Below are 15078 nucleotides of genomic sequence, written 5' to 3'. Positions count from 1 at the left end.
TCCCCAGTCCATATGAAAATTGCCTTCTTCAGCACTAAGCCCTACGACCAGATTTCATTCACGGCGGCGAATCAACATCACCCTCACGAACTGGTGTTTTTTGAGCCCCGGTTAGATCCGACGACCGTAGCCCTGGCGGAAGGCTTTCCGGTGGTGTGTGTCTTTATTAATGATGAGCTGAATGAGGAAACGTTGCGGGCGATCGCGAGTACCGGAACGAAAGCGATCGCCCTGCGCTGCGCGGGCTTCAACAACGTCGATCTGCAAGTGGCCGCTGAACTGGGGCTAGCCGTCGTCCGGGTGCCCGCGTACTCGCCCTATGCTGTCGCCGAACACGCCGTGGGCTTGATTCTCTCCCTCAACCGTAAGCTGTACCGTGCTTACAACCGCGTGCGCGATGACAACTTTGAACTAAACGGACTGCTCGGGTTCGACATTCACGGCAAAACGGTCGGTGTTGTCGGTACGGGCAAAATTGGCCTGTGCTTTGCCCAGATTATGAAAGGGTTTGGGGCCAAGCTGCTGGCCTACGACGTGTACGAAAATCCCGACTGCCTAGCCTTAGGCGCAACCTACGTGCCCCTCCACGACTTGCTGGCGCAGTCCGATATCATTTCACTGCACTGCCCGCTGCTGCCAGCGACGTATCACCTGATCAACGCGGAATCCTTACAGAGTGCTAAACCGGGGGCGATGCTGATCAACACCAGTCGCGGTGGCTTGGTCGACACGCGGGCGGTGATTGATGCGTTGAAAAGTGGTCAATTGGGCTATTTGGGCGCAGATGTCTATGAGGAAGAAGAAAAGCTGTTCTTTCAAGACCACTCCGATCGCGTCATCCAAGACGAGACCTTTCAACTGTTGCAGTCTTTTCCCAACGTGGTGATCACCGCTCACCAAGCGTTTTTTACCCGCGAGGCATTGGCAAATATTGCCGATACCACCCTGAGCAACATTGACGATATTGAAGCGGGCCGCGAGTGCATCAATCAGATCAAGCCGCAATCCTAAGCGCGATCGGGCGATCGCACTTAGGATTGCGCCAGGCCAAAGTGATTGGGGAGCACGGCAGCCAGGACGCTAGCCATTTCCCGTCAGTAGATAGCTCGCTCGACGGCCCCAACTGATTCATGCCTCATCCCCCAATGTCTCCGCTTCCCCGCTTCCCCGCTTCCCCGCTTCCCTGCTCCCCGACTCCCCAAGTCCATCAAAATCTTGAAATAAGCTAAAAATCCGTCTTCAAAATAAATAAATTCGTCACCAAAATTATCCGATTTAGGCTTCACAAATACAGGGAAAGAAAAATATTAGGAGACATTCATAGTGAATGCTTATGCTAAATCTTAATTCGGATAGATGCATCGCCGAGTTTGGTAAAAAGCATCACCAAAGACAAGCAGTCAAGCAATCATTTGTTTAGGAAAAATTAAGGTTTCACCAAACTGTTACCCTGATGGGACTGCGCGTGCCAGGGATGGCTTATGCGCTTGGTGCCTGTAGATTCAAAGAATGTTGCGGTCAAATGTAACGCTCATAACCACATTTTAAAATTACGGGTTTACGCTCGATCGCATGAGAGCTGCCCGCAAGCGATAACGTCGAAACTTCCCCTGATTGACGACTGAACAAACCGTTGGAGCTAAATAATATGGTCATTGCGTCTTCTCCTCAGACGAAGCCCCTTTCAGATGAACAATTGAGGAAAATGGATGCCTATTGGCGAGCCTGCCACTATCTCGCCGTGGGCATGATTTATCTCCGCGAAAATCCGCTGCTGAAAGAGCCTTTAAAGCCGGAGCATGTGAAGCACCGCTTGCTGGGGCACTGGGGCGCATCTCCTGCCCTCAGCTTCACCTACATCCACTGCAATCGGCTGATCAAGCAGTATGACCTCGACATGATCTTTATGGCTGGGCCAGGTCATGGGGCACCGGGAGTGCTGGGTCCCGTTTATTTGGAAGGTACCTACTCCGAGATTTATCCCGATAAGAGTCTGGATGAACGGGGGATGGAGAAGTTTTTCAAGCAGTTCTCCTTCCCGGGTCACATTGGCAGCCATGTCACCCCCGAGACGCCGGGCTCCATCCACGAAGGTGGCGAGTTGGGCTACAGCCTGTCTCACGCCTATGGCAGCATTTTGGACAATCCCGATCTCATCACCTGCTGCGTGGTGGGCGATGGCGAAGCCGAGACGGGACCGCTAGCGACGGCCTGGCATTCCAATAAGTTCATTAACCCGATTCGTGATGGGGCCGTGCTCCCTGTGCTGAACCTGAACGGTTACAAGATTGCCAACCCCACGATTTTGGCGCGGATTTCCCATGAAGAACTGGAAGCGCTATTCCGGGGTTACGGCTACACGCCTTACATCGTCGAGGGTAGTGATCCCGCTGAGATGCACCAAAAGATGGCCGCCACGATGGAGCTGTGCATCAACGAGATTCGCGGTATTCAGCAAGAGTGTCGCAACAGTGGGAATCCGGTGCGACCGCGCTGGCCCATGATTATCCTCCGCACGCCCAAAGGTTGGACGGGGCCACAAGAGGTCGATGGCCATAAAGTGGAAGGCTTTTGGCGGGCGCACCAGGTACCGATGGGGGGCATGCACAGCAACCCCGAGCACTTGCGTCGCCTCGAAGAGTGGATGAAGAGCTACCGTCCCGAAGAGCTGTTCGATGAGAACGGCACGTTGATCCCCGAGTTACAGGAATTGTCGCCAGTGGGGAATCGTCGCATGAGTGCGAACCCGCAGGCCAATGGCGGTTTGCTGCGCCGCGAACTGACGATGCCTGACTTCAAGCAGTATGCCATTGATATTCCTGAACCGGGCACGGTGGAATTTGAGAATACGAAGGTGCTGGGATTCTTGATGCGCGACATCATGCGCGACAATCCCAACAACTTCCGGCTGATGGGGCCGGACGAGACGGCCTCCAACCGACTGCAAGCGGTGTACGAAGTCACTAAGAAAGCCTGGATGGCGGACTTCTACGAAGAAGATTTGGACGGTTCGGAGCTATCGCCGGATGGGCGCGTGATGGAAATGCTGTCGGAACATACCCTGCAGGGCTGGCTGGAAGGCTATTTGCTCACGGGTCGCCACGGTCTCTTCCACACCTACGAGGCGTTTGCCCACGTTGTGGACTCTATGTTTAACCAGCACGCCAAGTGGCTGGATATTTGCAAGAACCATGTGCCCTGGCGGCGATCGGTCTCGTCTCTCAACATTCTGCTGTCGTCGCTGGTATGGCGGCAAGATCACAACGGCTTCAGCCACCAAGACCCCGGCTATGTGGATTTGGTGACGAACAAGAGTCCCGATGTGGTGCGGGTCTACTTCCCGCCCGATGCGAACTGTCTGCTCTCGGTGGCGGATCACTGTTTCCGCAGTGTGGACTACATCAACGTCATCGTGTCCGATAAGCAGAAGCACCTGCAGTTTTTGCCGATGGATAAGGCGGTGGAGCACTGTACCAAGGGCATCGGCATTTGGGACTGGGCCAGTAATGATGACTGCGGCACCGAGCCGGACATTCCTGATGTGGTGATGGCTTCCTGTGGCGATATTCCCACCATGGAGTCACTGGCGGCAACGGCGATTCTGCGGGAAGAGTTCCCCTACCTCAAGGTGCGGTTTGTCAACGTGGTGGACCTGTTCAAACTGGTGTCAGAAGGGGAGCATCCCCACGGTTTGAACGATTGGGATTTCAACTCCCTGTTCACCCCCGACAAGCCGGTGATTTTCAACTTCCACGGTTATCCCTGGTTGATTCATAAGTTGGTGTATCGGCGATCGCACCAAGAGCGCATTCATGTGCGGGGCTATAAGGAGGAAGGCAACATCAACACACCGCTGGAACTGGCGATTCGCAATCAGATCGATCGCTTCAACCTGGTGATTGATGTGATTGATCGCGTGCCCAAGCTCGGGTCCGCGGCCGCTCACGTCAAGGAGCGCATGAAGAACAAGATCATCGAGTGCCTCACCTACGCCTTTGAGGAAGGCAAGGATATCGATGAAGTCGTGAACTGGAAGTGGCCTTACAAGGGTGAAGACTTCTGCCAGTAAAGTTAGCAGCCTCACTCTAAATCCCTCTCCCAGTTTTGGGAGAGGGACTGTATTCGCCCCTCTTCTTTTACATAGGAGCAGACTACATGAGCACCGCAATTAAGACGATTCACGCGAGAGAAATTCTCGATTCCCGGGGGAATCCGACGGTGGAAGTGGATGTGACGCTGGCCGACGGCAGCCTGGGCCGGGCTGCTGTGCCGTCAGGTGCGTCTACGGGCATCCGCGAGGCTAACGAATTGCGGGATGGCGATAAGTCTCGCTATCTCGGCAAGGGCGTTTTGCAGGCGGTGGCGAATGTGAATGGCGCGATCGCCGCTGCCCTCACCGATATGGACGCCACCGATCTCGCGACCATCGATGGCAAAATGCTGCAGCTAGACGGCACGGAAAACAAATCGAAGTTTGGCGCGAATGCGATCTTGGGTGTGTCGATGGCGGTGGCTCGCGCGGCTGCATTATCCAAACAGCATCCCCTTTACGCCTACCTCAATCCAGACGCGACGTTGCTGCCCGTGCCCTGCTTCAACATCATCAATGGTGGGGCGCACGCCGACAGCACGGTGGATTTCCAAGAATTCATGATTTCCCCGGTGGGAGCCGCCACCTTTTCCGAAGCGCTGCGCATGGGGGCGGAGGTGTATCACGCCCTCAAGTCCACGTTGAAAAAGAAAGGCTACAGCACCGGGGTCGGTGATGAGGGCGGCTTTGCGCCGAACTTGAAGTCCAATGTGGAAGCGATCGAGGTGATTCTCGAAGGCATTGAAGCGGCGGGTCTGAAAGCCGGGGATCAGGTGGCGATTTCCCTCGACCCCGCCACCAGCGAACTGTACCAGGACGACGGCACCTATCTGTTCTACAAGTCGGATCAGAGCAAAAAGACCGCTGCCGAGATGGTCGATCTGTGGGAAAGCTGGCTCAATCAGTACCCCATCATTTCTTTGGAAGATGGCTTGGGCGAGCAAGATTGGGAGGGTTGGCAGTTGCTGACTCAGCGGTTGGGCGATCGCCTCCAACTGGTGGGCGACGATGCCTTTGTCACGAATCCGAAGATTATCCAGCAGGCGATCGCGGATGGGGTCGGCAACTCCACCCTGATCAAGGTGAACCAGATTGGCTCCATCACCGAAACCCTGGAAGCCATCAAGCTATCCCACGACAACGGCTACACCTGCATGGTCAGCCACCGCTCGGGCGAAACCCCCGACGACTTTATCGCCGATCTCGTCGTCGCCATGGAAACGGGGCAAATCAAGTCCGGGGCGCCCTGTCGCGGCGAGCGGTTGGCGAAGTACAACCAGCTGCTCCGCATTGAGGAAGCCTTGGGGGACCAAGCCCGTTACGCCGGACTTGCGGCATTTAAAGGCAAGCAGTTGGTCGCTTAACGTAATGCAGCTGATCGTCTGATGACTGGGGCCGTCTGGTTGAGCAAGGCGGCCTTTTTCAGAGGAGAGGCGATCGCCGCGAGTCCTCGCTGTCTTGTTGGATAGCCATACTGGCTGTCTGCGATCGCTGGACGGCTCCTGTTTACTGAATCGTGAGGGCGACAGGCTGGAAGCCTACCCGATAGGTACATAAAAAGCTCAGCACTTGACGGGAGCTGACCATCACGGACAAAAGCCGCCAAAATAATCGCTCAGCGTCATAAATTTGGCTCCACGTCCCTTGGCGATCCCCACAGAACGATTGAGCCCGGCTACCAGCTGTGCTTCCGCCTCGCTCAATCGCCCCAGTGGCGGCCATTGCCCATCGTGGAACACCATAATCTTGCCCCGACTGTTGAGCACCACCCGCGCAATTTCCCCCGCTGAGGAATTGTTGTCGGTGGAAATTTCGTTGAACATGGCGATGCACATGCCGTAGTCATGGGCAATATCCACGACCTCCTGGTCATATTTCCCATAGGGTGGGCGAAACCAGCGAATCCGCACCTCGGGAAAGTACCAGTGCAAGAGTGACAGACTTTGGGCGATTTCGGCCTCTTTTTGCTCGCGGGTCAGGGTCAAAAAATTGGGATGAGTGTGGGAATGCAGGGCGAGTTCGTGCCCCTCGGCGACAATGCGCTGCACCACATCCGGTAAACGGCTAACGTTGCTGCCCAGCACGAAAAAAGTGGCCTTGATGTCATGCCGCTGCAACACATCTAAAATTTGCACCGTCGCCTCGGCGCTCGGACCATCATCAAAGGTGAGAAAAACTTCGGGAGAGCTGTCGCCGAGCCACTGATTAATCAGGTCAATGTTGATGTCGGTGCCGTTGAACACCGGCGGTTGTGCTCTGATCGGCACTTGTGGAAAGCGGGGCTGGAGCATGGCCGCAAACTCATGGGCAGCCGCACTGAGGGGAAACGCAAGTTGCGGCACCATTTGGCTAGCGGCCACGAAACGCTGGACGCAGTTGCCGAGAAAGAAACAGATGACGACGATCGCGGTCAGCCCAATCAGTTTTCTCAAGGGTGTTCTCTCCCCATGCCATGTATTGTCTCGGCGCGGTGATGAGCCGTTCTCGCCGCGCCGCGCCACCGTCCGCTCGGTTGAATTATGCCGCAAATTGCTCTTGCTCCAACGGCTGTTAGTCGAATGAGCGCCATCTGTTGATCTGTAGGGGCGATCGCCCTGTAAACCTTCGCTGCGACCGCTTGACAAAGGCTGGTCGTCCCGCTTAATTTAAGCCACACTCTCGCAAACATGTGGGAATCAGCCTCTTTGCGAGGCCACGCGGTGTCCAGGGTGTTTACATTGCAGAGGGTTTACAAAATCGCTCACGTGGTCGCATTGACCTTCTAAAATCATGAGACGACAATAGCCGCTTGAGCGTCGAAGAGCGGCGATCGCGCGATCTAAAATTTTCCTGCTATCCCTGGTTAATTCTGATGTTTAAGGCTTTTGCTAAAGCTGACTATCTTATTCGCGAAACGTTGTTAGGGTTGCGCCGTGGCGGCTGGATGAACTGGGCTGCCATTAGCACCATGACCGTGCTGCTATTTCTCTTTGGCATTAGCCTGCAGGCCAGTTGGCAGCTCGAAGGGTTGCTCAATCAATTTGGCAGTCAGCTCGAAGTCTCGGTTTATCTTGACAGTGGCGTGCCCGCCGACTCGCTGCAAGATGCGGTGGCGGCCTTGCCCACGGTCACCAATGTCGAGCCCATCTCCAAAGAAGTGGCTTGGGAACAGCTAGTGGCTGACTTGGGCATCTCGGACATTGCCGGGGCGACGGAGCAGCTTAAGGGCAATCCCCTGGTGGATGCGCTGAGGGTCAAGGCAAATCGCTCGGAAGATGTGCCCCAACTGGCAGCGCAGCTCCAAACCATTCAGGGCGTCAGTGATGTGCTGTATATCGATGAAGCGGTGCAGCGCATCGAACAGCTCAATCAAGGTCTACGCTGGTCGAGCTTTTTTGTGATTGGCATTTTGAGTTTGACCGCGATCGCCGTCATCACCACCACCATTCGCCTCATTGTGATGGCCCGTCGTCAAGAAATTGAAGTCATGCAGCTAGTCGGTGCAACCAATGCCTGGATTTACTTACCCTTCATTCTCCAAGGAGCCTTCTTTGGCCTCGTCGGGGCGGGCGTGGCTTGGGGACTCCTCGCGGGCATTCACCAGTTTCTGTTTGAGCTGGTGAACCAGCAGCCCGACTTTATCAAATTTGTGGTCAATGGGCTCCAACTCACTCCTCAGCAAACCATCCTGCTGCCGACTTCTCTGCTGAGCTTAGGCTGCATTATCGGCCTGCTAGGCAGTCTGGTGGCTGTGCGTAAGTATGCTCTGCGATAACCCGCGTGAAGCACAGAAGATATGAGCCATTGACTTTCGTTTAAGCCATCACCGCTAACTCTGATACACAAGGGAGCTGCTTGCCAAATGCCTCCGAAATCGTGGGGTTGGGCACTGCCTAACCCGTACAGAGCTTTGGCTGTTCTGGGGCGGTGATTTCAGCCCACAGCGCTTGCCTGCCACATTGCAAGTTGTGTAAATTTAGCGCCCTGCTCCCTCTCAAGACTGAAGCGACTCACAACGCCTGCGGTTAAGAGCGCTCTTCGGTTTCCTCTTCGATGTAAGTGGTCTCTTCCACATCGGTTGTGTTCAACTCGTCTTTGACGATCCGCAAAGTTTTGCCCAAGGCTTGGCCCAGTTCGGGAATCTTTTTGGGGCCAAAGATGAGTAGCCCGACTCCGAGAACTAAAATCACTTCCGTCCAGCCGATATTAAACATGGGGTGCTACTCCACTGGGTGTCATCACTAGTAAGAAATTGTAGGGTAGTCGGACCAACGACAGCGGAAATCCGGCGTACAGGAAGGCCGACTACAAACTCACACTTGAGCGGTCGCAGGTTCAAAGCGGATATTGGCTTGACGCAGACGGTTCATGGCTTCACCGAGGCGATCGCAATCCGCAATCAAACTCACCCGGAAGTAGCCCTCGCCGCCGCTCCCAAAAGCATTCCCCGGCGTGAAGACCACGCCCGTTTGCTCCATCACTGAGAGGGCAAAGTCGGTGGAAGAAATGCCGGGCGGACAAGCCACCCACAGATACATCGTGGCGCGGGTTTTGGCCACTTCCCAACCGAGGGATGCAAATTCTTTGATCAGAAAATCGCGGCGAGTGCGATAGCGGATTTGGACCTCGTCTAAATACTTATCGGGCAGTTGCAGGGCGGTTTCAGCCGCTTTTTGCAGGGCCGAAAAGATGCCGTAGTCGAGATTGGTTTTCAGGGTGCGGAGTCCTTGAATAATGTGGCGGTTGCCGACGACAAAGCCCACGCGCCAACCCGCCATGTTGTAAGTCTTTGAAAGGGTGTGAAACTCGACGCCGATCTCTTTGGCCCCGGGAATTTCTAGCAGGCTGGTGGGCTGATAGTTGTCAAAGGCGAGTTCGGCGTAGCAGAGATCATGCACCAGCATGATTTCGTAGTGTCGGGCAAACGCGACAATCTCTTCAAAAAACTCACGGGGAGCCGTTGCCGCTGTGGGGTTGTTGGGATAGTTGAACAAGAGCACTTTGGCGCGGCGAGCCACGTCTTCGGGAATCGCGGAAACGTCAATCAGCCAGTCGTTTTTGACCGTCAAGGGCAGATCGTAAATCTGGCCGTTGGCGATCGCCGGGCCGCGAAAATGCGCCGGATAGGCGGGAGTGGGCACCAGCACCGTGTCGCCAGGGTTGATGTAAGCCATCGCCAAATGGGCCAGCCCTTCTTTCGAGCCCAGCAGCGGCAGCGCCTCTCCATTCGAATCGAGACTGACGCCATAGCGCCGGTGATACCAGCGGGTAATGGCTTCGCGAAAGCTGCCCGTGCCTTCAAACGGGGGATAGCCGTGGTTGGCACTGTCTTGAATCGCTGCGTGAGCGGCATCGACCACCGGCTGAGGAGTGGGGCCATCGGGGTTGCCCATGCCCAAATCAATCAGGTCAAGGCCCCGCTCTCTTGCGCTGGCCTTCAGTTCATCTAACCGCGCAAACACATAGGGGGGCAAACGCCGCACCCGCTCTGCTGGTTGCAGCCAATCCAGATTCATGCCTGCGATCCTCTCGTAAATATCGGAGCGCGTAGTGGCGCTCACTGTGCAAAAGTCTTTAGGTTTTCTAGCTTACAACCCGAAGGGCACCCCATTTTGGTCTCACGAATTTCTCTCGTAGGCTCAATATTTGCCCGCGACGACAAAGCCGTTGGGCCATTGGGGATGCCCTCACAGGGGAGGTGTTATCGCGATCGCGTCGCTGACTTCCGGGTTGGCGTTGCCGCCGCAGTGGAAGCTGGCGATTTTTTCAGTTTCATCTCTTCGGCAGTGGTGGTAACTAATGCCCCCATCAGAGCCTCTGGGGTTACATTAAACGGCAAGTGGTGAATGTCGGACTGGGGGCGACAGGTGATTTCGGCGGCGCGTTGCAAATCGCTCACCCGCACCTCGCCCATCCCCATATCGGCCAGGGTTTGGGGCAAGCCGATCGCCTGATAAAACTGCATGAGTTGTTGACGCGACGTGTAGGCCAGGGAAGATTGCTGGGCAATTTCTTCCAGCCGCAGCTGCACGAGAATGCCGTAAGCGACTTTTTCGCCATGCAGGATGCCGTGGCTTTCGGGCAAATGAGTCAAGCCATTGTGAACGGCGTGGGCTGCCACTGTGCGACATTGCGCCCCGCCGAGACCGCCCATCACTCCGGCGAGCAACACGCAGGCATCCACGACTTCTCGCCACTCGGCGCCACCGGGCTCGGCCAACGCGGCGGGCGTTTTTTGCAACAGCAGGTCTCGCAATACTCGCGCCTGCTGTACGGCGGCAATGATCAGCGTCTGGTCCGAGTTACCGCTGCTGACGGAGCCTTCGTACCACTTGGCGAGAGCGTCACCAATTCCCGCAACCAGGGTGCGCTGGGGGGCGGTGGCGATCAGGTCATAATCCAAAATCAAGAGGTCGGGACACCGGGCCAAGGCCACATCGTAGAGAAAGGCTCCTTCCTCTGAATAGACGTTGGACAGGGCCGTCCAAGCGGCACAAGTCGCCGCCGAGGTGGGAATCGTCACCACGGGTAACTGCGCTTGATGGGCCACCAGCTTTGCGGTGTCCAGGGCTTTGCCACCGCCGACCCCGATGATGAGATCGGCGTTATGGGCTGCGATCGCCGCTGCTAATTTCGCCAAAGTTACTTCGCTACAGTCCGCGCCGTAGGTTGCGGTCGCGGTCGCGAGGTCTTGTAAGGCGGGGGTAAGCCAAGGGTCAGCGGTGGCGAGCGATCGCTCCCCCCCAATCACGAGCGGACGACTGCCGAGGGTGGCGATCGCTCCCCCCATCGTCGGCAAAATACCAGGGCCACGGCTCACTTGAGCCGGAGCAATCATCAACGGCGGCAAAGTAGTTGGGTTCATAGGGTTTGCGTACAGTAAACGTGTCGTTAAGCGTTGTCGTTAGCCAGCTCTGAGTGGGCTTGAGCCAGCGTGTCAAAAGCCTCGTCAAAAATCTGAATATCCAAAGCGGGGTCAGCATTGGGCTCACGAATTGGCTGCGCTTGACCCAAGTAAACCAAGTTGGAGACGCCCCCAGGCTCGTGGATGATCGAGCGGGCGCGAATGGTGGGAGCTACCCCCATGCTTCCCAAGCGACTGGGCTTTAACAGATTAGCGGCGGCCTGTTGCAGCGTTGCTTCTAGTTCCGTGGGGGTAATGGTGTCGGGCACTTTGATGACAATTTGGGCCGCGCCAGAGTCATACACTGTTTTGTAGGGCACGGAACCCGGCACCACGGTGGGCGTAAAGGGTTCAAAACTCAACCCCAACATGCCCCCGGTCAACACTCCCATAAAGCTGGTGATCCCCACGAGGCGAAACCGGAATCCCCAGCCCAAGACAAAGGCTAGTAAGGTGATGCCAGCCATGGTGAGGGTGGCAATCCCAAAATATTTAGTGGCTTCTAAAAACTCGGCGGGAGTGGGCATGATGATCTCAAAGGGTAGGGTAAACCCGAGGCACAACAAGGAACACAGTCATGCTAGCGACAGCTGACATCGAGGCATCTAGCCGTGCTAGCTCAGTTTAAAAAATACGAATCTTGATCCTAACAGCTTCGTTTCAGCTTTATGAGGACATCCTCCAAGACTTTTAAGGATGAGCCGCTCGCGGCTGAGGGAGGCTAGGCAAATTCTGCGCAAAATTGACCGGGCGGAGCGGACAATCGAGAGTATCATGTGCCCAGCCGATAGAAATTTCGGTTAGTGTGGATGATTGATTTTTGACTTGGAAGGAGACCTTCATGCTGACAGTTCGCCGCCGTCTTGGAGTGATTTCAGCCAGTGCCGCGATCGCTTTGCTGGCGGCTGGTTGTGGTGAGTCCAAAGTGTCGCAGTGCAATCGCCTCGCCGAAATCGTCAATAAAGCTCAAGGCTTTATGCCCGCCTTTGAGAGCAACATTCAAACCTTTAGTGCTAATGCTGCGCAGGTCAAAAGTTTGGACGATATTAAAGCGGCTGCCGACCAGTATGTGCAAGCCGTGGATGGCGTCGTCAGCGACTTAGACGCGCTGGGCACAGAACTGGAGAACACTGATCTCAGCGACGAACAACTCATTAGCTATCGCGATCGCTACATCGAGATGGTGCAGGGCTTTAGCGCTGCGCTAACCCAGGCCAGCTCGGCCATGAGCGTGGTGCAAGAGGTGGAAACCGAGGCCGATCTGCCCGCCAAAATTGAAGAGTCCCAGCAGCAAACGGTGCAGGCTGTTCAGCAGATTCAAGAATTGTCGGTAGAAGAATCGACCATCATCAATGAGGTCAACACCTACTGCGGAGCCGAAGGGTCGGAACCGGCGCCCGCCGCTCCGGAAGGTGAAACTGCTCCCGAGGGCGAAGCTGCCCCTGAGGGTGAGCCCGCTCCCGAAGGTGGCGAGTAAGCAACCGCCAGACTGAGTGTTTGAAAATTAGGGCTGAAATCAGTTGGCACAGCTGTCTCGGCTGTCCAGTCAAGCATCGTCATGATTTGGTCACCATGTGATTTCCTTCAGATCTTGATCCCTTAGTCGTTAGAGGTTGCGGGAACAACGATGACCGTGTTGGTAAATCTGGCCTATTTGTTGCAGCGACCCACGGGGACCACGAACTACGCCCTCAATTTGTTGCCTTATTTGGCGGAGTTGCAGCCTCACTATCTGGCGACGGCAGCCAGTGGCTTGACCGACTATCATCCCGTGCCCGATCGCATGACGGCTGAATACGGGATGCGGGGACATCTACGGCGGCTGCTGTGGACGCAGTTTCGTTTGCCAGCGATTTATCGGCAACTGGCGACGCGATCGCCCTCATCACCACCCCTCCTCTTTTCCCCGATTACGGAAGCGCCCTTGTTCAGCCGCTGCCGTTCCGTCGTGATGGTACACGATTTGATCCCGCTGCGGTTTTCGGTGTCCCGGGCGCAAACCTGGCTGCATCGATATTATGTGCCGCAAGTGTTGCGGGCGGCAGAGCACATCCTCTGCAATTCTGAGGCGACTGCGCGGGATTTAACGCAGTTTTATGGCGTGAGTTCCTCAAAAATTACGTCGATTTTGTTGGCCCACGACGCCCAGCACTTTCAGCCCTTGGGGCTGGAGCGGCGCAACTATTTTTTGCTACTGGGTCGGCAAGCGCCATACAAGAATGGCGCGATCGCTCTCCAAGCATTCGCTCAACTGACCAATGCTCGGGACTATGAGCTGTGGATTGCTGGGCCGGATGATCCCCGCTATACCCCCGATCTCAAACGGCAAGCCGACGAGTTGGGCATCACCGCCCAGGTCAAATTTCTGAATTATGTTTCCTACGACCAGTTGCCTGGTTTGCTCAATCAAGCCTTGGCGCTGATTTTCCCCAGCCTGTGGGAAGGGTTTGGGCTGCCGGTACTGGAGGCGATGGCCTGCGGCACCCCGGTGATTGCCTCCGATCGCGCCTCTATCCCTGAAGTCACGGGAGATGCGGCGCTGCTAGTGAATCCGACCGATGCGGGGGCGATCGCCCACCACATGCACTGCTTGACCCGAGAACCTGATCTAGTCAGGCAGTTGGGTCAGGCGGGGTGCGATCGGGCGGCGCAATTCAGTTGGCAACGGACGGGAGAAGCTACGGTGGCCGTCTTACAGCGTTTTCTCTAATACCCACCCAGGCAACAGAACCGGATGACTCTACGCGAGGATCGACTGGCACAAACTGCGAAAATGGTCGCCGCGCACCTCAAAGTTGGGATATTGATCGAAGCTGGCGCAGGCGGGGGAGAGCAGCACGGTTTTGATGGAGAGTTGAGGGGCGAGTTCGGTGCTGCGGTGGACGGCTCGTTCCATCGTTTCCACGATTTCGTAGGCGGCAAAGCCTGCCTGATCGAGTTTTGCGGCAAACTGTGGGGCAGCGCTGCCGATTAAGAGCACGCGGGCGGCTTTAGCCTGAATTTCGTCGAGCCATTCGCGATCGTCGCCGTCTTTGGCTTCGCCGCCTGCGATGAGGATAGCCGGGGGAGCGATCGCCCGTAGTCCCACCGCCGCCGCGTCGTAGTTGGTGGCTTTGCTGTCGTTGATAAAGTCGATGCCCTGCCAGGTGGCGACCCGCTCTAACCGATGGGGCACCCCAGGAAACGTGTTAACGCCGTGGGCGATCGCCGCTGCATCGAGTCCCGCTAGGTGAGCAGCAGCAACGGCGAGGAGCAAATTTTGCTGGTTGTGCGTGCCCACCATATGCAGCGCATCGGCGGCCACGATCGCCTGTCCATCTACCTTGACCCAGCCGTCTTCAATATAAGCAAAGGGGATCAGGGGGGCGATTGCCTCGCGCCCTTGGGTGCTCGTCCAGTAGGGCTGAGGGAACAAGTCGACGGCCTGGGTGCGCAGGTAGGGATCGTCGCCATTCAGCACGACTAGCTCTGCCTGATGGGACAGCTTGGCTTTAATGCGGAAATAGTTTTCGAGGGTGTGATGACGCGCCAGATGGTCGGGGGTAAATGTCGTCCACAGGCTGATTTGGGGAGCCAGAGTCGCCGCCGCCTCGATTTGGTAACTACTCAGTTCAGCGACGACCCAATCTGGCGGAGTGGGTTGCAGGGCGATTTCGCCAATCGCCTCGCCGATATTGCCGCAGGCCGGGGCGTTGAGTCCGGCCGCTTGAAAAATTGCCGCCGTGAGCGCCGTGACGGTGGTTTTGCCATTGGTGCCGGTAATGCCCACCCAAGGGCGATCGCTCAGGTTGCGCCAGGCTAACTCCGCCTCGCCGATGACTTCTTTGCCTTGCTCGCGAGCCGTGACCAGGGCGGGCAGATCCCAGGGCACACCGGGACTCACCACAATTAGGGATGCCTCATCCGCCGCCGTAAAGCTGTGGCCGAGCCGGACGATCACGCCTTCGGACTCTAACGTTGATACGGCTTCGGCTAGTAGGGGGGTGGTGTTGCGATCGCTCAACACGACTTGCCAACCCTGTTGTGCCAGCAGTCGCGCCGCCGCGATGCCCGATTTGCCCAACCCAATCACATGTGCCTGTTTGTCCATAACCTGGTAGCTACG

Annotated in this window: 12 protein-coding genes; 6 read left to right on the top strand and 6 right to left on the bottom strand. The window is 56.4% G+C overall.

Going from position 1 to position 15078, the window contains the following annotated elements; translation table 11 throughout:
- Nucleotides 1–12: 12 nt before the first annotated feature.
- From DYY88_RS06435 to eno, 3 genes are all read left to right on the top strand, one after another.
- Nucleotides 13–1011: a 2-hydroxyacid dehydrogenase gene (locus tag DYY88_RS06435; protein WP_039726058.1), complete on the top strand. Its 999-nt coding sequence runs from the start codon at nt 13–15 to the stop codon at nt 1009–1011.
- A gap of 637 nt (nt 1012–1648) precedes the next feature.
- Nucleotides 1649–4069, top strand: a complete 2421-nt coding sequence (locus tag DYY88_RS06430) for a phosphoketolase family protein (RefSeq protein ID WP_039726056.1) — start codon at nt 1649–1651, stop codon at nt 4067–4069.
- A gap of 86 nt (nt 4070–4155) precedes the next feature.
- On the top strand, nt 4156–5454 hold the full coding sequence (eno, locus tag DYY88_RS06425) for a phosphopyruvate hydratase (protein WP_039726055.1): 1299 nt from the start codon (nt 4156–4158) through the stop codon (nt 5452–5454).
- A 222-nt stretch (nt 5455–5676) separates the two neighbouring features.
- Here eno and DYY88_RS06420 read toward each other — a convergent pair whose 3' ends face one another.
- Nucleotides 5677–6522: a polysaccharide deacetylase family protein gene (locus DYY88_RS06420; RefSeq protein WP_039726053.1), complete on the bottom strand. Its 846-nt coding sequence runs from the start codon at nt 6520–6522 to the stop codon at nt 5677–5679.
- Between the two features lie 356 nt (nt 6523–6878).
- Between DYY88_RS06420 and DYY88_RS06415 the strand changes: the two genes are divergently transcribed.
- Nucleotides 6879–7844, top strand: a complete 966-nt coding sequence (locus tag DYY88_RS06415) for a cell division protein FtsX (RefSeq protein ID WP_367889267.1) — start codon at nt 6879–6881, stop codon at nt 7842–7844.
- A gap of 250 nt (nt 7845–8094) precedes the next feature.
- On the opposite strand, the gene DYY88_RS06410 is transcribed toward DYY88_RS06415, so the two are convergent.
- From DYY88_RS06410 to DYY88_RS06395, 4 genes are all read right to left on the bottom strand, one after another.
- Complete coding sequence (locus DYY88_RS06410; RefSeq protein ID WP_039726052.1) at nt 8095–8283, bottom strand: Sec-independent protein translocase subunit TatA/TatB; 189 nt, start codon at nt 8281–8283, stop codon at nt 8095–8097.
- A gap of 99 nt (nt 8284–8382) precedes the next feature.
- Nucleotides 8383–9585: an aspartate aminotransferase gene (locus tag DYY88_RS06405; RefSeq protein WP_039726051.1), complete on the bottom strand. Its 1203-nt coding sequence runs from the start codon at nt 9583–9585 to the stop codon at nt 8383–8385.
- A 185-nt stretch (nt 9586–9770) separates the two neighbouring features.
- Nucleotides 9771–10934 carry an iron-containing alcohol dehydrogenase family protein gene (locus DYY88_RS06400; RefSeq protein ID WP_039726050.1) on the bottom strand — a complete coding sequence of 388 codons (1164 nt, stop codon included), beginning with the start codon at nt 10932–10934 and terminating at the stop codon, nt 9771–9773.
- 26 nt (nt 10935–10960) lie between these two features.
- The gene (locus DYY88_RS06395) at nt 10961–11500 is read right to left on the bottom strand and encodes a Ycf51 family protein (protein ID WP_039726048.1); all 540 of its coding nucleotides are present in this window, start codon (nt 11498–11500) and stop codon (nt 10961–10963) included.
- A 314-nt stretch (nt 11501–11814) separates the two neighbouring features.
- Between DYY88_RS06395 and DYY88_RS06390 the strand changes: the two genes are divergently transcribed.
- Nucleotides 11815–12450, top strand: a complete 636-nt coding sequence (locus DYY88_RS06390) for a hypothetical protein (RefSeq protein ID WP_052288296.1) — start codon at nt 11815–11817, stop codon at nt 12448–12450.
- Nucleotides 12451–12600: 150 nt separating this feature from the next.
- The gene (locus DYY88_RS06380; protein WP_039726047.1) at nt 12601–13683 is read left to right on the top strand and encodes a glycosyltransferase family 4 protein; all 1083 of its coding nucleotides are present in this window, start codon (nt 12601–12603) and stop codon (nt 13681–13683) included.
- Nucleotides 13684–13713: 30 nt separating this feature from the next.
- Here DYY88_RS06380 and murD read toward each other — a convergent pair whose 3' ends face one another.
- Nucleotides 13714–15063: a UDP-N-acetylmuramoyl-L-alanine--D-glutamate ligase gene (gene murD, locus DYY88_RS06375; RefSeq protein ID WP_039726046.1), complete on the bottom strand. Its 1350-nt coding sequence runs from the start codon at nt 15061–15063 to the stop codon at nt 13714–13716.
- Nucleotides 15064–15078 lie beyond the last annotated feature (15 nt).

Origin of the sequence: Leptolyngbya iicbica LK, from assembly GCF_004212215.1 — a bacterium.
GTDB lineage: Bacteria > Cyanobacteriota > Cyanobacteriia > Phormidesmidales > Phormidesmidaceae > Halomicronema > Halomicronema iicbica.
This window is presented reverse-complemented; position numbering and strand designations above follow the sequence as displayed.